Consider the following 19,941-nt stretch of genomic DNA (forward strand, 5'->3'; position numbering starts at 1 on the left):
TGTTTGTGTGGGGGTTCGGGCGCCAGCGGAGGTGAGATGCGCAAGGAGACGTTGGAGAGTTTCGTTCTCGGCGACGTCCTGCGGTCCCGGTCGGAAACCCATGGGACCGAGCCTTTCCTGAAGTTCCGGGAAGGTGAACTGACCTACGGCGACGTGCACACGACAGCCAACCGGGTGGCCAGAGGGCTCATCGCGTTGGGAGTCGGCAAGGGTGACCACGTCGCGGTGATGTTGCCGAACTGCCCCGAGTTCGTGCCGGTGGTCTTCGCACTGGCCAGGATCGGGGCGGTCGCGGTGCCGGTGAACACCGCGCACCGCGGCGAGCTGCTGCGGCACGTGCTGTCCAGCTCGGACTCGACCACGATGATCGTCGACTCGTCCTTTGTGGACAGGATCCCGCCGGTGGCGGACCGGCTGCCGACGCTGACCGGGCTGGTGGTGCGGGAGAACACCGACGTCGGGGAGCACGTTCCGCTCGGCGTGCTCGGCAAGCCCGCGGTGTCGTACCGAACCCTGCTCGACCACGGCGACGAGGAGCCGCGCGCCGGCGTCACGTTCGCCGACCTGCAGGCGATCATGTACACGTCCGGCACCACCGGGCCGTCCAAGGGCGCGATGTGCTCGCACGCGCTCGCGTTGACCTGCGCGTACGACTCGTTGAACTTCCTCGACCGGTGGGGCAAGACGATCTACTGCCCGCTGCCGCTGTTCCACGCCGCCGGGCTGTGGGACGGGATGCTCTCCGCGCTGCTCGGCGGCGGCACGCTCGCGGTGGTCGACCGGTTCAGCGCCTCCCGGTTCTGGGACGACGTGCGGCACTTCGACGCGAAGGTCGCGATGAGCGTGTTCTCGATGATCCCGATCCTGCTGAACCGGGAGCCGACCGACCGCGACCGCGACCACCCGCTGGAGATGTTCTACATGGGCAAGTCGGTGCTCGACGAGCCGCTGCGGGAGCGGTTCGGGGTGCGCTCGGTGGAGACCTACACCTCCACCGAGGCCGGCATCGCGATCGGCAGCCCGTACGGGGAGTGGCGGGTCGGCTCCTGCGGCACCGTCCACTCGGAACGGTTCGACGCGGCCGTGGTGGACGAGCACGACCGCGAGGTCGGCCCGGGCGAGCCGGGTGAGCTGGTGCTGCGGCCCAAGCAGCCGCACGTGATCACCTCTGGCTACTACGGCGCGCCGGAGGCCACCGCGGAGGTGTTCCGCAACCTGTGGTTCCACACCGGCGACAAGATGTGGCGCGACGAGGACGGGTACTTCTACTTCCTGGACCGGATGAAGGACTCGATCCGCCGCCGCGGCGAGAACATCTCGGCGTTCGACCTGGAGTGCGAGGTCAACCTGCACCCGGCGATCCTGGAGAGCGCCGCCATCGGGGTGCCCTCCGAACTGGAGGACGAGGACGTGAAGCTCGCCGTGGTGCTGCGCCCCGGCGCGTCGCTGGATCACCAGGAGTTGGTGGAGTTCTGCACCGAGCGGTTACCCGGGTTCATGGTGCCGCGCTACATCGAGTTCATCGACGCCCTGCCGCGCACCCCGACCGACAAGGTCGCCAAGTACCGGTTGCGGGCCGAGGGCGACCACGGCATCACACCGTCCACCTGGGACCGGGAGAGTCCACCGGCGGCGGGACAGTCGGGACAGGAGAGCGCATGAACTGGGAGGACACTCCCGAGGAGGCCGCGTTCCGCGAGGAGGTGCGCGGGTTCGTCAAGGAGAGGTTCCCGGCGGGCTACCGGCCGGACCGGGGCGGCGAGCACAGCCTGGAGCCGGAGGACGTCTGGGGCTACAACTGGCCGGCCGACCGGGTCAGCGACGACCCCGACCGGCGCGACGGCGCCCTGGCCTGGGCGGCGGCGCTGGCCGAGCGCGGCTGGATCACCCCGCACTGGCCGACCGAGTACGGCGGCGCCGGGCTGTCCACCATGCGGGAGTTCATCCTGCAGGAGGAGATGATGCGCGCGCGGGTGCCGACGGTGAACGGCATCGGCGCGTTCCTGCTCGGCCCGACCCTGCTGGCGGCCGGCACCGAGGAGCAGAAGGCCGAGCACCTGCCGCCGATCGCGCGCGGCGAGCGCACCTGGGCGCAGGGCTTCTCCGAGCCGGAGTCCGGGTCCGACCTGGCGTCCGTGCGCACCCGCGCGGTCCGCGACGGTGACGACTACGTCGTGAACGGCCAGAAGGTGTGGACCTCGCTCGGCCAGTACGCCGACTGGCTGTTCGTACTGGTCCGCACCGACCCGGAGGCGCACCGGCACAAGGGCCTCACGTTCCTGCTGGTGGACACGAGGACCCCGGGCGTGACCGTGCGCCCGATCGTCGACATCCGGGGCGACACGCCGTTCGCCGAGGTGTTCTTCTCCGACGCGCGGGTGCCGGTGGCCAACCGGGTCGGCGAGGAGAACCGCGGCTGGTACGTGGCGATGACCGCGCTGTCGTTCGAACGGGCCGGGATCGGCGCCACGGTCAAGTTCGAACAGGCACTGTCCTCTTTGGTCGACTACGTGAACAGCGAGGAGGGCAGGCGCTACCTGCGCGCCGACACGACGGGGCTGCGGCAGGAGATCGCGCGGCGCTACGCCGAGGTGCGGGTGCTCTACAACCTGGCCCGCTACACCGTGTCCAAGCAGGTCGCGGGCGACGTGCCGGGCTACGAGGCGTCGGTGAACCAGCTGTTCGGCGCGGAGCTCGCCGGGCGGATCGCGCGCACCGGCGCGACGGCGTTCGGCGCGTTCGCCGAGCTGTGGGGCCGCGAGGGCGCGCCGCTCGGTGCCGCGTTCACCCACCTGCGGCTGGACTCGGTCGCCGCGACGTTCCTCGGCGGAACCACCGAGATCCAGCGTAATGTCATCGCAACCAGAGGGCTGGGACTGCCCCGCTGAACCCTTTCATGGAGAAGGAGAACATGGCCTACGAAACCCTGGACGTGAAGATCGAGGATCGGGTCGCCTGGATCACGCTCAACCGGCCGGACAAGCTCAACGCGCTGACGCCGGAGTCGATGCACGAGCTGCGGGCGCTCTTCACCGACCTCGACGACAACCCGGACGTGCATGTCGCGGTGCTTCGCGGTGCCGGGGAACGCGCGTTCTGCGCGGGCATGGACGTGCGCTGGTCGGAGGGCCTGACCCCGGCGGAGCGGATCGAGCAGGGCAGGCTCGGCGAGAAGACGTTCGCGATGATGGAACGCCTGTCCATCCCGGTCATCGCCGCCGTGCACGGCTACGCCGTCGGCGGCGGGCTGGAACTCGCGCTGGCCGCGGACTTCATCGTGTGCGCGGACAACGCGAAGATGGGGCTGGTGGAGATCACCCTGTCCGCGCGGCCGCCGTACCAGCCGAAGTTCATGGACGGCAAGCCCGACCCGGACCAGCCGGCGTTCGGCGGGTCGGCGCCCGGCTGGGGCGGGGTGAAGCGGCTGCCGAAGCGGATCGGCAAGGCCAGGGCCAAGGAGCTGCTGTTCACCGGCATCCGGCTCGACCCCCAGCGGGCGCTGGAGCTGGGGCTGGTCAACAACGTGTTCCCGGCCGACGAGTTCGACAAGCACGTCGGCGAGCTGGCCGAGCGGATCGCCGCGATGAACCGCTACAACCTGCGGCTGGTCAAGGAACTGGTGAACAACGAGTACGACTGGATCGAGCCGCACCCCAGCTGAGGAGGGAACGCATGCGTATCTACCGGATAGACCACGTCGCGCAGGTCGTGCCCGACCTCGACGCGCAGGTCTCGTTGCTGTCGACCGTGTTCGGCTTCCGCGCGGTGTCCAGGTGGGACAACCAGGCGGTCGGCACCCGCGGCGTGCGGATGGAGATCCCCGGCAGCTGGGGGCACGCCTGGCTGGTGCTCTCCCCCACCGACGAGAAGTCCCCGCTGCGGACGTGGCTGGACGAGCACGGCGGGCGGCCGGGGCTGCACCACGTCGGCGCCGAGGTGCCCGACCTGGACGCGGCGATCGTCGAGCTGGAGGAACGCGGGCTCACGCTGACCGACGGCGTGCCGGGCAAGTGGGCGGAGGCGTCGCTGTCGCCGCCGGAGCACGGGCCGGGGGTGCTGTGGCGGCTGCGCGGTCCTGGCACGCTGGCGATGTGCGGTGACGACTCGCCGTCGCCGGTGGAGGCGTCCGCTGTGGACGGCCCGACACTCGGTGTGGTGGCGCTCGACCACATCTGCCAGGCGTTCCTGGACCGTGACGAGCTGGCCCGCTGGTACGCCGACCTGGCCGGGTTCGTCCAGGTGTGGCGCACGCCGGACGACGAGCACCCGGACATGGCCGACCTGGTGCTGAACGTGCCGGGGTCGAGCATCTGCTGGGAGGTGATCATGCCGCGCGGGGAGGACTCGTTCATCGAGAAGTTCTACGCCCGCAACGGTGCCGCCGCGCACCACGTGACCTTCCAGGTGTCCGACTGGGACGCCGCCAAGGCCGCGTGCGAGCACCACGGCCTGAACACCTTCGACGACGAGGAGGGTGTGACCGACGGGGCGGCGTGGAAGCACACGTTCGTGCACCCCAAGCAGACCGGCGGCGTGCTGGTGCAGCTGTTCTGGGAGGAGCGGCCAGGCGTGTGGGTGCGCTCGGACAAGATCGCGCCGGCGGCGAGCTGATGGATCTCACGCTCACCGAGGACCAGGAGCTGGTCCAGCGGACCGCGCGGGAGCTGCTGGCCGCGCGGGCGGACTCGGCGTCGGCCAGGGTGGCCGGCGCCGAGCCGGGCGGGTACTCGGCGGCGCTGTGGAAGGAGTTCGTCGAGCTGGGCTGGACCGGCCTGGCGTTCGACGCCGACCTCGGCGGGTTCCTGGAGGCGTGCCTGCTGTTCGAGGAACTGGGCCGGTTCGCGGTGCCGTCGCCGCTGCTGACGTCGGTGGTGTGCGGCATGGCGGCCCCGTCGGTGCGCGAGGACGTGTCGGCCGGGCGGGTGCACACGTACGCGCGGGTTGTGGACGGGGTGGCGGAGCTGGTCCCGTACGCGGCGTCGGCCGACGCGTTCGTGGTGTCCGACGGATCCGCGGTGTCGGTGGTACCGGCCGGCGACGTGGTGTCCGTCGAGCGCCAGGACGTGATCGGCCTGGACCCGAAGTACCGGGTGCGGTTCGACTCGCTGCCGTCCGCCGTGCCCGCCGGCGACGTGGAGTCCTTCGGCGCCGCGGCGGTGTGCGCGGAGATGGTCGGCGGCGCGCAGGCGGTACTGGACGAGACGGTCGCCTACGCCGGGCAACGTTCCCAGTTCGGCAAGCCGATCGGCTCGTTCCAGGCGGTACAGCACCACTGCGCGAACATGGCGATCGACGTGCTGGGTGCCAGGTTCATCGCGTACGAGGCGATCTGGCGACTGGCCCGTGGTCTGGACGCGGCCACGGAGGTGGCGGTCGCGAAGAGCTGGGTGAGCGAGGCCTACCAGCGCGTGTGCGCCCTGGGCCACCAGGTGCACGGCGCGATCGGCTTCACCGCCGAGCACGACCTGCACTTCCACACCCGCCACGCCATCGCCTCGGCCCTCACCTACGGCGACCCCGACACTCACACCGACCGTCTGGCCACCCTGATCGGGATGCCATGAAGGACAGGGCTACAGGTACTTGGCGAGCACCAGTGAGTGGGGGTGGCGGCGGACCTCGGTGAAGCCCATGCGGTGGTAGAAGCCGATCGCGCGGGTGTTGGCGAGGGCCACGCCGAGGTGGACGCCGGGGGCGCCGGCCGCGCGGAGGGCGTCGAACAGGGTTTCCAGGAGGCGGCGGCCGTAGCCGTGGCCCTGGAGGCGTGGGAGCAGGTCGATGTGCAGGTGCGCCGGGTAGCGCTCCACCACGTCCTGTTCGACTTCCATGGGCTCGTGGATCAGGCGGACCAGCCAGCTGTCGTTGGTGTCCTGGTCGGCCGAGTCGCGCGGGTAGCGGGCGCGTAGGGCCGGCCACCAGTCGCGCTCGCAGGCGCGTTCGAACGCCCGGGTCTCGGCCGCGCCGAGGACGTAGCCGGCGACGCCGTCGTCGTCGACGGCCACGAACGCCAGGTCCGGGGCCAGCGCGGCGTACGGGCCGGCGAAGACGTGGCCGAGCAGGTCCGGGTCCCGGTACATGCCGGTGGCGTCCTCGCCGCTCGCGCCGGTGCGCAGGCAGATGTCGTACAGCGCGCGTTCGTCCCCTGGCTGGAACCCGCGGATCTCCCGGTGCATGCCGTCGAACGTAACGGGTGGACGGTCCCGGTCGACGCAAGGGCCGTGAACGCGACGGCCGGGCGCGGCATGGCGGTACTCATGGGGCTGATCGCGGTCGCGGCGGCCTTCCCGCCCGCGGTGCTGCTGGCGCGCGAGGCGGACGGGGTGGACGGGCCTTCGCTCGTGGCGCTCGTGGTGGGGCCGGTGGTGTTCCTCGCGCTGCGGCGGTTACGGGTGGCGCTGTCCCGCCGCTACGTCGCCGCCTGCGTGGCGCGGGGCTCGTACAACCCGTACACGTCGCCGGCGTTCGGGGTCACGCTGGTCGCCTGGCTCGTGCTCGTGGCCGCGCTGGCCGTGGTGGCGTCCCGGGGCGATCTCTCCGACGTCGACGAAGCCGACCAGCCGGGCCTGCTGGCGCTGTCGGTGCTCGGCGTACTCGCCGTCGCGGCGTACTTCTCCTGGGACTTCCGCCGCCGCGCCGAGATCCCCGCGCTGGCCGAGGCGGGCGTGGTGCGGGTGGTGGAGCCGCCCGCGGCGGCCACCCGACTGCGGCTGCGGATGTGGCGGGACGCCACCCTGATCGAGGCGCTGTTCCTGGCGGGGGCGCTGTTGCCGCGACTGCTGCCCGGCGCCGAGCGACCGACCGAGGACGACGTGGCCACCGGCGTGTTCCTGCTCGTCGGCGGCCCGGCGGTGATCAGCTTCGTGTTGCTGGGATGCCTGCTGGTGCTCGCGGCGACCCGGCGGTCGGCGGTGGAGGCGCTGCGCCGGCCCAGCTCCCTGCTGGCGATCGGGCTGGTGGCGGCGGGTTTCGCGCTGGACGCCGGCGGCCTGGTGGTTCTCGGCTGGCTCGCCGCGCTCGGCGGCCTGCTGCTCGGGTCGATCACCTGCCTGAACGTCATGGAACGCGGCCGGCAGCCGTGGCTCGGGCTGACGTTCCTGCTGTTCAGCTACACCTTCGGCTACCTGACCGCCCCGGACGGCACGGTCGCGCTGCCGGACGGGTGGTCGAACTGGGTGGTCGCGGTGGTGGCGGCCGGGTACGCCGGTTACCAGATCCGCGACCACTGGCGGAAGTGGCACGGTCTGGAGCCGGGCCGGGCGCCCGAGACCGCCGCGGCCTGACGCCTCACAGCGCCGGCGGCTTGCCCCGGCCGTTCGCCCAGCGGTACTCGCGCACGGCGTCGCGCATCGGGAGTACGAAGCCGGCGACCCAGCCACCGAGGCCGCGGTTGACGCCGCGCTGGAGCATCCGGCCGGTCGGGTTGGCGCCCTGTTCCTGATTTCGGTCGGCCTCGGCCATCGCCCGGTCGAACTCCCGGCGGTCCCGGCTCTGGTTGTGCGACATCGCGACCAGGAGGTGGTCGGTGGTGAAGCCGCTCGTCGGGGCCTTGCGCACGACCTTGTACTCGGGGGTGCGGCGGGCGCGCCAGTACCGGAACCGCCACAGCAGGCTCACCGGCACCAGCGCGACCAGGAGCAGCAGCACCGGCCCCAACTGCCCGGTCAGTACACACAGGACGACGCCGAGCCAGCACAGCGCGGTCCAGCCACCGGCGACCAGCACCCAGACACGCGGCGATCGGGAGGGCGGTTCGACGGACATCGAGGCGTCCTTTCGGCAGACAGGACCCCGACTCACTGACTCGCGTCGACCGAAGGGCGCCCGGCGTTACGCCGGATATTCGGCGACGATCGGCGGGATCACCCACCAGCGATTTGTCACGACCGAAAGCGTAATACCGGAGAGCTACGTCCGAGATTGGCTCCGTGGAGTGACGACGGTGAGTCCCGCCCATGCCTACTTTGGTCCCAGGAGACAACACGAAACGTTGGGGTTCTGGTGATCGAGCTACGTGGTTTGACCAAGCGCCATGGCGGGAAGCTGGCGGTGGACCAGCTCTCGTTCGATGTCCGGCCGGGGCGGGTGACCGGCTTTCTCGGTCCGAACGGGGCCGGGAAGTCCACGACCATGCGGATGATTCTCGGTCTGGACGAACCGACCGAGGGCGGCGCGCGGGTCAACGGTCGGCCGTACCGACGGCTGCCGGCACCGTTGCGTGAGGTCGGTGCGTTACTGGACGCGCGCGCGGTGCACGGCGGGCGCACCGCCTACGACCACCTGCGGTTCCTGGCGGTGACCGCGGGTATCCCGCGGCGACGGATCACCGAGGTGGTGGACCTCGTCGGTCTCACCGCGGTCGCCCGGTCCCGCGCGAAGGAGTTTTCGCTCGGGATGGCGCAGCGGCTGGGAATCGCGGCCGCGTTGCTCGGTGATCCGGGAGTGCTGATACTGGATGAGCCGATCAACGGGTTGGACACCGAGGGGATTCGGTGGCTGCGCGGGTTGCTGACCGGACTGGCCGGTGAGGGACGCACGGTACTGCTGTCCAGCCATGTGATGAGCGAGATGGAGCTGACCGCCGACCATCTGGTCGTGATCGGCCAGGGTCGGCTGCTGGCCGACATGCCGATGCGCGCGTTCATCGCGGCCAACTCCGAGACCTCGACCGTGGTCCGGGCCACCGACCAGGACAGGCTGTCCGCGCTCCTGCGCGAGCGAGGGGCCACGATCCGGCCGGATCCGGGAGGCGGCTGGATCGTCGGTGGGCTGGACGCCACGGCCATCGGCGAGCTGGCCAACGCACAGCGGCTCAGCTTGCGCGAGCTGACGCCGCGGTACCGCTCGCTCGAGGAGGTCTACACCCGGATGACCAGGGACGCGGTGGAGTACCGGACCGCCCGGCACGCCATTGCCGGCGGAACGGAGACGTCATCGTGACCCGGCACCCGACCGTCGAGGTCACCACGAGGTTCACCGGGGTGCTGGCCGGTGAGTGGGTCAAGCTGAGCACGGTTCGCTCGACCAGGTGGGCGCCGGTGGTGCTGGTGCTGGTCACTGTCGGGGTCGCGTTCCTCGGGGGGATCACCGAGAGCATCCAGCGGGGCGAGACGATCCTGGGCAGCACGGCCAACGGATCGGTGCTCGGGATGCTGGTCGCCGGGTTGCTCGGCGCGATGGCGATGTCGAACGAGTACGGCACCGGAACGATCCGTGCGACGTTCGGCGCCTGCCCGCGGCGGCTTCCCGTGCTGGGAGCGAAGGTGGCCGTGGTCGCGACGCTGGTGTTCGTCGTGGCGTTGCTGGCCTGTGCCGGCGCTCTGCTGACCGGCCTCGCGGTGCTCTCCGGAAAGGGCTACGCCACGGGCGATCCGCTGCCGGCGCTGCTCGGCATGGCAGCGTGCTTCGCCGCAGTCGCGGTGCTGGGGTTGGCGGCGGCGGCGATCCTGCGGCATGCCGCGGCGGCGGTGGTGGCCGTGGTCGGTGTCGTCCTGCTGCCCTCGCTGCTCGGGCCGTTGTTCGGCGCATGGCAACGGTGGGTCGTCGGCGCGTCGCCGATGGCCGCCGTGCAGAAGCTGGCGCAGAGCACCGACGCCGCACCCGACGCCCCGGGCGGTCTCGGACCGTGGCAGTCGCTCGGCCTGGTCGGCGCCTACACGCTGGCCGCGCTGGTGGTGGCCGGGTGGTTACTGCGGCGCCGCGACGTCTGACGCATGATCAAAGGAGCGCGATGGTGTTCGACGCACCACGATGGCGGGCCGTGACCCGGGGGATGGCCACTGTGCCGTCGGAACTGTGGCGGGACCTCAACCCGATGGCCGGCGCGCCGTTGCGGCGATGGCACGCCCCGCGGCTGCCGTGGGCGGGTTGGTTGCCGCACACGCTGGTCCTGGCCGGCGCGGTCGTGGTGGGTGTGCTGGCCTGGCGGGCGGTGTCCTCGGCTGCTCCGGATGCCGGGCAGGGGGCGGTCCTGCTGGGTGCGCTGCAGGGGGTGCCGCTCGTGCTGTGCCTGTACCGGCCGATGGCCGGGTGGTGGGTGTCGCTGATCGCCGGGATGCTGGTGAGCGAGGTGTCCAGGGCAGGCGCGCTCGGCCCGGTGTGGGCAGAGCCGGCGGTCCTGGCCCATCTGGGTGTGCTCGCCCTGGTGGCGTTGCGGACGCGGCCGAGGGTCCTCGTGGAGATGTGGCTGTTGACACTGCTCGCCGGCGCGATCCTGGTGCAGCGGATGCCCGCCGGGTACGACGCGACCGACCTGCTGGAGCTGAGCGCCCTGTCCGCGGTCGCGCTCCTCACCGCCGGGGCGTTGCGCGGTCGCGGCGAGGCGCGCCGGCGGCTGGCCGAGCAGGAGCGGGTCAGCGCCACCGAGCGGGAACGGCGGGCGATGCTCGAGGAGCGCAGCCGGATCGCCCGCGAACTGCACGATGTCCTCGCCCACCACATGTCCGTGATCGCGATCCAGGCCGAGGCCGCGCCCTACCGGGTCACCGACCCGCCGCACCCGCTCACCCGGAGCTTCGCCACCATCCACAGCCACGCCACGGACGCCCTCATCGAACTCCGTCGCGTCCTCGGTGTCCTCCGCGCGACCGAACCCACGGCCGAGACCGCGGCGCCCATCGCACCCCAACCCACCCTCCGCGACGTCGACGTCCTGGTCGCCGGCGCCCGCGCCGCCGGTCTGACCCCGGTCGTGGCGGTCACCGGCACGCCGCGCCCGATGCCACCGGGGCTGGAGTTGTCGGCGTACCGGATCCTGCAGGAGGCCCTGAGCAACGTCATGCGACACGCACCCGGCGCCGAGGTGGACCTGGAGATCGCCTACCAGCCGAGCACCCTGCGGCTGCGGGTCCGCAACGGACCGCCTTCCAGTCCACCAGCACCATCCACCGGTACCGGACACGGCATGCTGGGCATGCGCGAACGGACCGCGATGCTCGACGGGCGACTCACCACGAGTCCGCTGCCCGACGGCGGCTACCTCGTCACAGCCGTCCTGCCGGAACGGAAAGGTGAGGGCAGTTGACCATCCGGGTGCTGATAGCCGACGACCAGGCACTGATCCGCGAGGGACTCGCCGTGCTGCTCGCCGCCCAGGCCGACATCGAGGTCGCCGGCGAGGCCGCCGACGGGCGGGAAGCCGTCGACAGAACCGCTCGGCTCCAACCGGATGTCGTGCTCATGGACATCCGGATGCCCGTTCTCGACGGCCTCGAGGCGACCCGCCAAATCACCCGTGCCGGGTTGGCCGGCAAAGTGCTCGTGCTCACCACCTACGACCTCGACGAGTACGTCTACCAGGCCCTGCGGGCCGGTGCCAGCGGCTTCCTCCTCAAGGACGCCTCCGCCAACACCCTCACCGACGCGGTCCGCGTCGTCGCGGCGGGCGACGCGCTGCTCGCCCCCTCGATCACCCGCCGGCTGATCAGCGAGTTCGCCCGGCTCGGCGCGGTCCGGGCACCCGCCCGTGCTCAGCTCGACCGGCTCACCGACCGCGAGACCGAGGTCCTCACCCAGATCGCCGGCGGGCTGTCCAACGCCGAGATCGCCACCCGGCTCGTGATCGCCGAACAAACCGTCAAGACCCACGTCAGCCGCATCCTCACCAAGCTCGACCTCCGTGACCGCGCCCAGGCCGTCGTCCTCGCCTACGAGATCGGCCTCGTCAAACCCCCACAGGACCCGTGACCGGGGTCAGGTCGCAGGTTCGGCGGTGAGCTCCACCAGCCACGCCTGTTCGGGGGCCAGCAGGGGCGGGCGCAGGCCCACCTCGGCGAGGCCTTCCGGCGTTGCGCCCCGAACCCTCAGCGCTCGAAGCGCCCAGCCTGGATCGCCCTGGTGAGCGCCAGCGCGTCCCCGCGGAGCACGGGACCCGCCACGTTCTTCGAGTCCCGCACCTGATCCAGCGTGTTGCGCACCTCAACGCAGTTCTGACCGTTCTGACTACGCCTCGACTTCCGCCACACGTGCTCGGTTGTCACAGGTCTCCTCCATTCGCTTACGCAGATCGTCAACGAGTCTCGCCGACGCGTCCGCGGACAGAACCAGCGGCATGATCTGCTCGATCGAGCGTCGATAGGCGCGAACATCACGGTCCTCGTGCAGCATGAGAATCGACCGCCGCGTCTCGACGAAGGCGATCGTTGCGCTACGCGCCAACACCCGCCTGCCAGTGGCGGCATCGCTCGACTCGATGAGGGTGAACGCGCCCTCCAGTCCTGGATGCCAGCCCCGATGGTCGGGAACGATGCGCAGATCGACGTTCGGACGAGCAGCCATCTCCAGCAGGTGCCGGAGCTGCTCGATCATCACCTGTCTGCCGCCGATCTCCTGATTGAGTGCACCTCGGCCGAGCAGAACCAGGATATCCGCAGGGTTGCGCTTCGTCAGCACATCTCGGCGGCCGATCCGCGTCGCGACTCTGGTGGCGATCTCGCTGGTCGGTACACCACCGGCCGTCATGATCGCCTTGATGTAATCGGAAGTCTGGAGCAGGCCGGGGACCAGCAGCGGAGCCACCTCGACGATCCTGCTGGCGTTCTGCTCCCAGTCGAGGTAGGCGGTCATCTGCTGGCGCTGCTCCGGCAGGGTGGTCGCGGACCATTGTGACTCAGCGGTGCCGTACGCCAGCGTCATGATCTCCTCGTAGCGTTCGCCGTTGACGCCCAGCGTGGTGAGGACCTGAGCCACCTGCTCGGGCTTCGGCGTTCGGTCGCCGGTCTCCCATCGGGACAGCACGCCGATGTCCCGATCGATCGCCTTTCCGAGCTGACGCAGGAGCAGCTTCTTCTCCTCACGCGCCTGGCGCAGTGCCGCACCGAGCGCGAGAGCCTTCGGGGTTCGAGCCATCGTGAAATTCCTATCGGAGAGTTACCGCAAACTTCACCTGATGCGGTGACCGCAAGCCATTGGCAATCTTTTGTGGGCTTGGAAAATACTCAGCAAGTCCACGACACAAGCTACCGCACGGAAAGGGAACCGGCAGAATGCGAAACTCGTCAACGGGCATCTGGGCCAACCTCGACGAGGGCTGCTCGATGACCTGCAAGGTGGAGGGCAGCGACATGGCGACGATCGCGATCGCCGGTGAGAACCACAGCCTGGAGTTGGTCTTCAACGCCGAAGGCCTGCGCAAACTGGCCCAGTCCACCGGCACGGCCATGGTCGAGATGGACGCCCTGTTCGAGCGAGAGAACGCGGTCAGGGAATCAGCGTGAAATGCAACTCGCCGCACGCCGCCGTCTGGCTGAACATTCCCCGAAGCACGCACCTACGCGCCGGATTCACCGCCGACGGCGACATCCACGTATCGTTCGGCTCCTCGAACGACGAGGTGAACGTGGTGTTCGAACGCCCGGCCCTGGCACGCCTGGTGGAGGTCGCCGACCATGTGTTGGCGGTACCGCCCCGAAAAGGCGGCGTCATGACGACGCGGCCGGCCTACGTCAGGCCGAGGGTTCGGCGGTGAGTTCCACCAGCCACGCCTGTTCGGGGGCCAGCAGGGGCGGGCGCAGGCCCACCTCGGCGAGTGCGCGGCCGGTGAGCACTCTCGGCGACCAATCCGGGCCGGAGGACCCCACGGTCATCGGCGGCCCGGCCGGCTCGACCACGCGTACGCGGTACCGGCGGTCCGGGTCGAGGCCGGGCGGGCGCATCGCGGTCGGGACCGCGTTGGCGGAGGTGGTCAGCTGGACGTGGGCGAACAGCGCGGCCGACCGGTCGGGTGCGACGACGCCGTGGACGTACACCGACGGGTCGGGGTGGTCGGCGCGTACGACCTCGCCGGTGTGCAGGAGGGCGCGGTGTTCGCGGTAGTAGGCGATTCCCGCCGCCATAGCGGCTACTTCGGACTCGGAGGCGGACGCGATGTCCCATTCCAGGCCGAAGTGGCCGAACAGCGCCGTCGCGTAGCGGAACGACGTGTGCTGGGTGCGGCCGCTGGAGTGGACCGTCGGCGGGCCGACGTGGGCGCCGGTCAGCTCGGGTGGCAACAGCAGGGCGGTCCAGCGTTGGATCGTCTGGCGTTCCAGGGCGTCGTTGGAGTCGCTGGTCCACACGCGGTCGGTGCGCGCCAGGATCTCGAGGTCGACCCGGGCGCCGCCGCTGGAGCAGCTTTCGATCTCCACGCCGGGGTGTCGTGCGCGTAGCTCGTCGAGGAGGCGGTAGATCGCGACGGTCTGGCCGTGGACGCCGGAACGGCCCCGGTGCCCGGCGGCGACCAGGTCGCGGTTGTGGTCCCACTTCACGAACGCGATGTCGTTGTCGCGCAGCAGTTCGTCGAGGCGGGACAGCACGTACGTGTACGCCTCGGGGACGTTCAGGTTCAGCACCTGCTGGTTCCGCGCCCTCGGCGGCAGCGTGCCGTCACCCGGCGCGAGGACCCAGTCCGGGTGTTCCCGGAACAGGTCGGAGTCCTCGTTGATCATCTCGGGCTCGACCCAGATGCCGAACTCCATGCCGAGGCCCGTGACGTGCTCGATGAGCGGGGTGAGGCCGGACGGCCACACGGTTTCGTCGACGTACCAGTCGCCCAGGCCGGCGGTGTCGTCGCGGCGGTGGCGGAACCAGCCGTCGTCCAGTACGAAGCGTTCGACGCCGATCCTGGCCGCCACGTCGGCGAGGTCGCGCAGGCGGCCGAGGTCGTGGTCGAAGTAGACGGCCTCCCACGTGTTCAGCACGACCGGGCGCGGCGTGGCCGGGTGCCTCGGGCGCGACCGGAGGTACGTGTGGAACGCGGCGCTGAGGCCGTCCACCCCACGGCCGCTGTACGCGGCGTAGAGCCACGGCGAGGTGTACTCCTCCCCCGGCGCCAGGATCACCTCGCCGGGGGCCAGCAGCTCGCCGCCGCCGAGGACGGCGGGGCTCTCGGGCATCCGCTCGGCGTGGGTGACGTGGTTGCCGCTCCACGCGACGTGCAGGCCCCACACCTCGCCGTGGCGGAAGCCGAAGCCCGCGGTACCGGCGAGCAGCGCCAGCGTGGCGTCGTGGCCGGTGCGGCCGCGGCGGGACTCGCGGGACCAGGTGCCGAGATCGAACCGCCTGCGCTGCGGGTGGCGTTCGCGGGCCCAGTGGCCGGTGAGGTCGAGCAGCTCGGTCGCCTGGGCCGGTACCGGGAGCGCGGCCTCCAGGCCGTCCAGGGTGTACGGGTCGGTGCCGTCGTTGACCAGGCGCGACCGCAGCCGGAGCACGCCGGAGCGGGTCAGCTCGACGGTGAGCTCCAGGTGCAGCATGGCGTGCGGGTCCTCGGCGACGACGAGCACCGACGTGTCGGTGACGCGCAGGTCGGCCACCCGGAACGAGGTCACCCAGGCGGTTCCGGCGCGGTGGCCGCGCAGGCCGGGGCGGCCCTGGTAGCCGCGGACGGCCTCGGGCAGGAGCGACACCGGGACCGGCGCGTCCGGGGTGCTGTTGGCCTGCGGCGGCACGGCGGTGTCGGCGAGGACCAGCAGGTCGTCCTCGGACAGGTCGCCGAGCGGGGCGCCCCAGTGCACGACCACCGGCAGACCGCCGCCGCGGGCGTCGAGGACCAGGCTGACGGTGTCCGAGGTGAGGTGGACGACGGTCATCCTTTGGTGGCTCCCAGGGTCAGGCCGGCGCGCAGGTGGCGTTGCAGGACGAAGAAGATGATCAGCGTGGGGATCGCGACGATCACCGAGCCGGCGGACAGCAGGTTGTAGTCGGTGAAGAACTGGCCGCGCAGGTTCTGCAGCGAGCTGGTCACCGGCATCTTGTCGCCGGTGCGCATGAACGCCACGGCCCAGAAGAAGTCGTTGTAGACCCAGGTGATCTGCAGCGTGGCGAGCGCGGCCAGCGCCGGGCGGCACAGCGGCAGCACGAGCTGCCAGTACCGGCGCAGCACGCCGGCGCCGTCCACCAGGGCGGCCTCGGTCAGCTCGCGCGGCAGCGTCTTCATGTAGTTGCTGAGCACGAACGTGCAGAACCCGGTCTGGAACGCGATGTTCGCCGCGATCACCGCGACGTAGGTGTCGTAGAGCGAACCGGAGTCGCTGACGTCGTAGGACAGCTCGAAGTTGAGGAACAGCCGGAACAACGGCACCAGCAACGCCTGCTGTGGCAACAGGTTCGCCGCGGTGAACAGCGCGAGCAGGGTGAGGTTGAACGGGAAGCTGAACCGCGCCAGCACGAACGCCACCATCGACGCCAGCAGCAGGGTGATCAGCACGGACGGGATGACGATGATCGCGGTGTTGTAGAACGACTGCCCGAACTCGCCGCGCGACCACGCCTCGACGTAGTTGTCGAGGGTGAACCCGCCGACCGAGAAGTACCCGTTGACCGACGTGTAGTCGAAGTCGCGCAGCGAGTTGTAGACCGCCCACGCGATCGGGAAGATCCAGCCGACCGCCATCACGATCAGGAACGCCTGCAACACCACCCGCGCCGGTCGCACGGGCTTGCGCCGCTTCTTGACCGCCGCTGTCACTTCTGCTCCCGCATGACCTGGATCAGGTAGATCACGATGAACACCGTGGAGATCGCGATCATGATCGTCGCCAGCGCCGAGCCGAAGCCGACCCGGCTGGCCTCGCCGATCACGTTCTGCGTCACCAGCGTGGAGATCAGCTCCAGGCCGTTTCTGCCCTTGTTGATCACCCAGGCGATGTCGAACGCGCGCAGCGACTCGATCACGGTGATCACCAGGATGACGATGTTCACCGGCCGCATCACCGGCCAGATGACCCGCAGGAACGTCCGCACCTCACCGGCGCCGTCCACCGCCGCGGCCTCGCGCAGTGCGGGGTCGACCGCCTTCAGCCCGGCCAGGTACAGCAGCATGATGTAGCCGGTGTGCCGCCAGCCGGCCGCGACCAGCACCGCCCACAGGTTGATGTCCGGGTTGCCGAAGAAGTCGATCCTGGCGCCGCCCTCCAGGCCGAGCACCTCGTTGAGCAGCCCCTGGTCGCGGGAGTAGATCAGCTGCCAGATGAAGCCGACCAGCGCCAGCGACAGCACCACCGGCATGAAGAAGATGCTCTGGTAGATCCGGCTGCCGCGCAGCTCCCGGTCCAGCATGACCGCGAGGATCACGCCGAGCAGGGTCGGCCCGACGAAGAACACGACCAGCCAGAGGACGTTGTGCCGGATCGCGGGGCCGAACGGCGGGTAGTTGGTGGTCGCGTCCTCGTAGTTCTGCCACCCGACGAAGTTGATCTCGCTCAGGTTGCCGATGCCGTTCCAGTCGGTGAACGACAGCAGCACGGTGGCCAGGGCCGGACCCCACACGAGCCCGACCACCACCACCGTCGGCACCGCGACCATCAACGCGACGGTCAGGACGTCGACCCCGGACAGCGTGCGCACGCGGCGCGGCCGGCGGGGCGGGCGGCGCACCGCCTGGTCAGCCACCGAAGATCGACGCCTTCTGTTCCTCGATGCTCTTGGTGAGCCCGTCGACGTCGTCGGGGTCGCGGAGGAACGCCTGCAGCGACGGGATCATCACGGTCGAGGCGAAGTCCGGGCGGGTGTCGCGGTCGAGGAACTGGGAGATCGACTTGGCACCGGAGACCAGCTCCTGCGACTTCTTCTGCAGCGCGCTGTAGCCGCTGGTGTCGGCGTCGTCGTGCGCGGCGACGTTGTTCGGGTCGACGGCGAGGTAGGCGTCCTCGGCCTCGGCGGTGCCGAGGTAGCGCAGCAGGTCCTTGGCGCCCTCCTCGTTGCGCGGGCGGGCGGCCATCATGAACCCGTCGATCGGGGCCTCGACGGCGTCGGCGCCGACGGCGGGGTCGATCTCGGGGAACGGGAAGAAGTCCAGGTCGTCGCGCTCGGGGCCCTCGGGGAACTGCTGGCCCATGAACATGCCGATCAGGTACATGCCGGACTCCTTGCGCAGCAGCGTCTGCGCCGCCTCCTGCCAGGTGCGGCCGAGCGCGTCCGGCTGGTGGTAGGGCAGCAGCTCGCGCCAGGCGTCGAAGACGTTCTTGACCTCCTGGGAGTTCCACGGGCGCTCGCCGGCCATCAGCTCGACGTGGAAGTCGTAGCCGTTGATCCGCAGGTTCAGGTAGTCGAAGGTGCCCATCGCGGGCCAGCCGTCGGAGTCGCCGAAGGAGAGGGGGACCAGGCCGTCGCCCTGCATCTGCTTGGACAGCGCGACGAACTCGTCCATGGTGGCGGGCGGGGTGTAGCCGCGCTCGGCCCAGACGCTCTTCCGGTAGAAGACGGCCCACGGGTAGTAGTAGAGCGGCACGAAGTACTGCTTGCCGTCGGCGCCGGTGGCCTGCTGCTTCATGGCCTCGGAGAAGCCGGAGCCGATGTCGGACCAGACGTCGGAGATGTCGCCGACCAGGCCCTGCTCGGCGAAGAACTGCATCCGGTAGCCGGCGAACCAGCCGAAGACGTCGTCCGGGCCGCCCTGCAGGTAGTTGTTGATGTTCTCCTGGAACGAGTTGTGATCGACGGTGTTGATGGAGACCTCGGCGTCGTGGCCCTTCATCATCGCGGCGATCGCGTTCTTGGGGACCTCGTCCGACCAGTTCGACCCGAACGTCACGGCACCGCCGCCGCCACCGCCGTCGTCGCCACCGCCACAGCCGGCCAGGCCGGCGAGGGCACCCGCGCCGAGCGCTCCCTTCAGCAGGGTCCGTCGCCGGATCGCCATGGCGGAGACCCCGCCGGCTAAGGGTCGAGGGTTCATCATCGAACGCGCCTCCTCGGGCCGAAGTCGAACAACACTGAACGCGACCTCTCAGAATCGAAACCCTGGCCAACCCCGGGGCGGGCTGTCAAGAGGCCGGGCGGGAAGCGACGCCCAGATCGTGACGGCGCCCGCGCGTCACCCTTCTGGGGCGACACGTCGGGCAAAGATGTTCGATTGCGTTAGTTTATGGTTGAATGGCGATCGGATTCGGGAACTTCACGGGGTCGGGTTGGGAGAGGCGATGCTGGCAGCGGAGAGGCAGGCCCGGATCGTCGAGGAGATCCACAAGCGGGGCGCCGTCCGTGTGATCGAGTTCGCGCAGATGCTGGGCGTCTCGGACATGACGATCCGCCGCGACCTGGACGCGTTGGCCCAGCAAGGACTGCTGGACAAGGTACACGGCGGGGCGACCCGGCGCTCGGCCTCGACCGAGGAGCCGGGGTTCGAGGCCAAGTCGCTGCGCCAGCAGCCGGAGAAGGAGGCCATCGCGCAGGCCGCGGCCGAGCTGGTCTCGCCGGGGACCGCGGTCGGGCTCTCGGCCGGCACCACGACCTGGGCGCTCGCGCACGTGCTGCGCCAGGTCGACGGCCTGACGATCGTGACGAACTCGATGCGCATCGCCGACGTGCTGCACGCCCGGCCGTCGACGGATCAGAACGTGGTCGTGGTCGGCGGCGTGCGCACCCCGTCGGACGCGCTGGTCGGCCCGATCGCGGTGTCCGCGTTGGGGCAGCTGCACCTGGACATCGTGTTCCTCGGCGTGCACGGCATGGCCGAGACCGCCGGGTTCACGACGCCCAACCTGCTGGAGGCCGACACCGACCGCGCGCTGGTGGCGGCCGGCCGCCGGCTGGTCGTCCTGGCCGACCACACCAAGTGGGGCACGGTCGGCCTGTCCACGATCGCCCGCCTGTCCGACGCCGACGTCGTCATCTCCGACGAGGGCCTACCGGACGAGGCCAGAGCCGCCCTCACCGAACACGTCGAGGACGTGCGCCTGGTTCCGATCGGGGAGATGAGCGCGTGAGCGGGAGCGACGAAGCGTCCGCCGGCTGGACCGACGAGCAGCGCAGCCGTGAGGAACGAACGGCGAGCAGCACAGGAGGGAAGCCGGGGGGTAGCGCAGGAGCGGAGCGAACCGAAGCCACCGTGAGCGGGAGCGACCAAGCGTCCGCCGGCTGGACCGACGAGCAGCGCAGCCGTGAGGAACGAACGGCGAGCAGCACAGGAGGGAAGCCGGGGGGTAGCGCAGGAGCGGAGCGAACCGAAGCCACCGTGAGCGGGAGCGACCA

General features: G+C 70.4%; 19 protein-coding genes and 1 pseudogene. 12 read left to right on the forward strand and 8 right to left on the reverse strand.

What is annotated here, in order from left to right; translation table 11 throughout:
- Positions 1–36 precede the first annotated feature (36 nt).
- From JT362_RS34715 to JT362_RS34735, 5 genes are read left to right on the forward strand one after another with little or no spacing between them, the layout of a single operon-like run.
- On the forward strand, positions 37–1,662 hold the full coding sequence (locus JT362_RS34715) for an AMP-binding protein (protein WP_260196187.1): 1,626 nt from the start codon (positions 37–39) through the stop codon (positions 1,660–1,662).
- Positions 1,659–2,888, forward strand: coding sequence for an acyl-CoA dehydrogenase family protein (locus tag JT362_RS34720; RefSeq protein WP_260196188.1), 1,230 nt, complete (start codon positions 1,659–1,661; stop codon positions 2,886–2,888). The genes JT362_RS34715 and JT362_RS34720 overlap by 4 nt, the downstream gene beginning before the upstream one ends.
- Before the next feature lie 23 nt (positions 2,889–2,911).
- The gene (locus tag JT362_RS34725) at positions 2,912–3,661 is read left to right on the forward strand and encodes an enoyl-CoA hydratase/isomerase family protein (RefSeq protein ID WP_260196189.1); all 750 of its coding nucleotides are present in this window, start codon (positions 2,912–2,914) and stop codon (positions 3,659–3,661) included.
- An 11-nt stretch (positions 3,662–3,672) separates the two neighbouring features.
- The gene (locus tag JT362_RS34730; protein WP_260196191.1) at positions 3,673–4,611 is read left to right on the forward strand and encodes a VOC family protein; all 939 of its coding nucleotides are present in this window, start codon (positions 3,673–3,675) and stop codon (positions 4,609–4,611) included.
- Entirely contained in the window at positions 4,572–5,564 is a 993-nt protein-coding gene (locus tag JT362_RS34735; protein WP_260196192.1) for an acyl-CoA dehydrogenase family protein, read from the forward strand. Before JT362_RS34730 ends, JT362_RS34735 begins: the two co-directional genes overlap by 40 nt.
- A 9-nt stretch (positions 5,565–5,573) precedes the next feature.
- Here JT362_RS34735 and JT362_RS34740 read toward each other — a convergent pair whose 3' ends face one another.
- On the reverse strand, positions 5,574–6,173 hold the full coding sequence (locus tag JT362_RS34740; RefSeq protein WP_260196193.1) for a GNAT family N-acetyltransferase: 600 nt from the start codon (positions 6,171–6,173) through the stop codon (positions 5,574–5,576).
- A gap of 45 nt (positions 6,174–6,218) precedes the next feature.
- On the opposite strand from JT362_RS34740, the gene JT362_RS34745 reads away from it, so the two are divergent.
- Positions 6,219–7,280 carry a hypothetical protein gene (locus JT362_RS34745; RefSeq protein ID WP_260196195.1) on the forward strand — a complete coding sequence of 354 codons (1,062 nt, stop codon included), beginning with the start codon at positions 6,219–6,221 and terminating at the stop codon, positions 7,278–7,280.
- A gap of 4 nt (positions 7,281–7,284) precedes the next feature.
- Here the strand turns inward: JT362_RS34745 and JT362_RS34750 are convergent, their stop codons facing one another.
- On the reverse strand, positions 7,285–7,761 hold the full coding sequence (locus JT362_RS34750; RefSeq protein WP_260196196.1) for a hypothetical protein: 477 nt from the start codon (positions 7,759–7,761) through the stop codon (positions 7,285–7,287).
- Between the two features lie 237 nt (positions 7,762–7,998).
- Between JT362_RS34750 and JT362_RS34755 the strand changes: the two genes are divergently transcribed.
- The 4 genes from JT362_RS34755 to JT362_RS34770 are packed head-to-tail and all read left to right on the forward strand — an operon-like array spanning position 7,999 to position 11,682.
- On the forward strand, positions 7,999–8,937 hold the full coding sequence (locus tag JT362_RS34755; RefSeq protein ID WP_260196198.1) for an ABC transporter ATP-binding protein: 939 nt from the start codon (positions 7,999–8,001) through the stop codon (positions 8,935–8,937).
- Positions 8,934–9,707, forward strand: a complete 774-nt coding sequence (locus JT362_RS34760; protein WP_260196199.1) for an ABC transporter permease subunit — start codon at positions 8,934–8,936, stop codon at positions 9,705–9,707. Before JT362_RS34755 ends, JT362_RS34760 begins: the two co-directional genes overlap by 4 nt.
- Before the next feature lie 50 nt (positions 9,708–9,757).
- A complete protein-coding gene (locus JT362_RS34765) occupies positions 9,758–11,020 on the forward strand; it encodes a sensor histidine kinase (RefSeq protein WP_260196200.1) in 1,263 nt (420 codons plus the stop codon).
- Entirely contained in the window at positions 11,017–11,682 is a 666-nt protein-coding gene (locus JT362_RS34770) for a response regulator (protein WP_260196202.1), read from the forward strand. The genes JT362_RS34765 and JT362_RS34770 overlap by 4 nt, the downstream gene beginning before the upstream one ends.
- Before the next feature lie 218 nt (positions 11,683–11,900).
- On the opposite strand, the pseudogene JT362_RS35515 reads toward JT362_RS34770, so the two are convergent.
- Positions 11,901–11,960 (reverse strand): annotated as a pseudogene (locus JT362_RS35515) (DUF397 domain-containing protein); the annotation flags it as partial.
- The gene (locus JT362_RS34780) at positions 11,938–12,843 is read right to left on the reverse strand and encodes a helix-turn-helix domain-containing protein (protein WP_260196203.1); all 906 of its coding nucleotides are present in this window, start codon (positions 12,841–12,843) and stop codon (positions 11,938–11,940) included. The gene JT362_RS34780 and the pseudogene JT362_RS35515, both read right to left, overlap by 23 nt.
- A 137-nt stretch (positions 12,844–12,980) precedes the next feature.
- Here JT362_RS34780 and JT362_RS34785 point away from each other — a divergent pair, with 137 nt between their 5' ends.
- Positions 12,981–13,211 (forward strand): hypothetical protein, encoded by a 231-nt coding sequence (locus JT362_RS34785; RefSeq protein WP_260196204.1) that lies wholly within the window; start codon positions 12,981–12,983, stop codon positions 13,209–13,211.
- A gap of 228 nt (positions 13,212–13,439) precedes the next feature.
- Here JT362_RS34785 and JT362_RS34790 read toward each other — a convergent pair whose 3' ends face one another.
- Genes JT362_RS34790 through JT362_RS34805 form a run of 4 tightly spaced genes read right to left on the reverse strand, consistent with a single transcriptional unit; the run spans position 13,440 to position 18,610 of the window.
- Entirely contained in the window at positions 13,440–15,560 is a 2,121-nt protein-coding gene (locus JT362_RS34790) for an alpha-galactosidase (protein WP_260196205.1), read from the reverse strand.
- Entirely contained in the window at positions 15,557–16,438 is an 882-nt protein-coding gene (locus JT362_RS34795) for a carbohydrate ABC transporter permease (protein ID WP_260196206.1), read from the reverse strand. Before JT362_RS34795 ends, JT362_RS34790 begins: the two co-directional genes overlap by 4 nt.
- Positions 16,435–17,361 (reverse strand): carbohydrate ABC transporter permease, encoded by a 927-nt coding sequence (locus tag JT362_RS34800; protein ID WP_260196207.1) that lies wholly within the window; start codon positions 17,359–17,361, stop codon positions 16,435–16,437. Before JT362_RS34800 ends, JT362_RS34795 begins: the two co-directional genes overlap by 4 nt.
- The gene (locus tag JT362_RS34805; RefSeq protein WP_260196208.1) at positions 17,354–18,610 is read right to left on the reverse strand and encodes an ABC transporter substrate-binding protein; all 1,257 of its coding nucleotides are present in this window, start codon (positions 18,608–18,610) and stop codon (positions 17,354–17,356) included. Before JT362_RS34805 ends, JT362_RS34800 begins: the two co-directional genes overlap by 8 nt.
- A gap of 280 nt (positions 18,611–18,890) precedes the next feature.
- Between JT362_RS34805 and JT362_RS34810 the strand changes: the two genes are divergently transcribed.
- Complete coding sequence (locus tag JT362_RS34810) at positions 18,891–19,676, forward strand: DeoR/GlpR family DNA-binding transcription regulator (protein WP_260196209.1); 786 nt, start codon at positions 18,891–18,893, stop codon at positions 19,674–19,676.
- Positions 19,677–19,941 lie beyond the last annotated feature (265 nt).

This window comes from Actinophytocola gossypii, assembly GCF_025165815.1.
GTDB classification, from domain to species: domain Bacteria; phylum Actinomycetota; class Actinomycetes; order Mycobacteriales; family Pseudonocardiaceae; genus Actinophytocola; species Actinophytocola gossypii.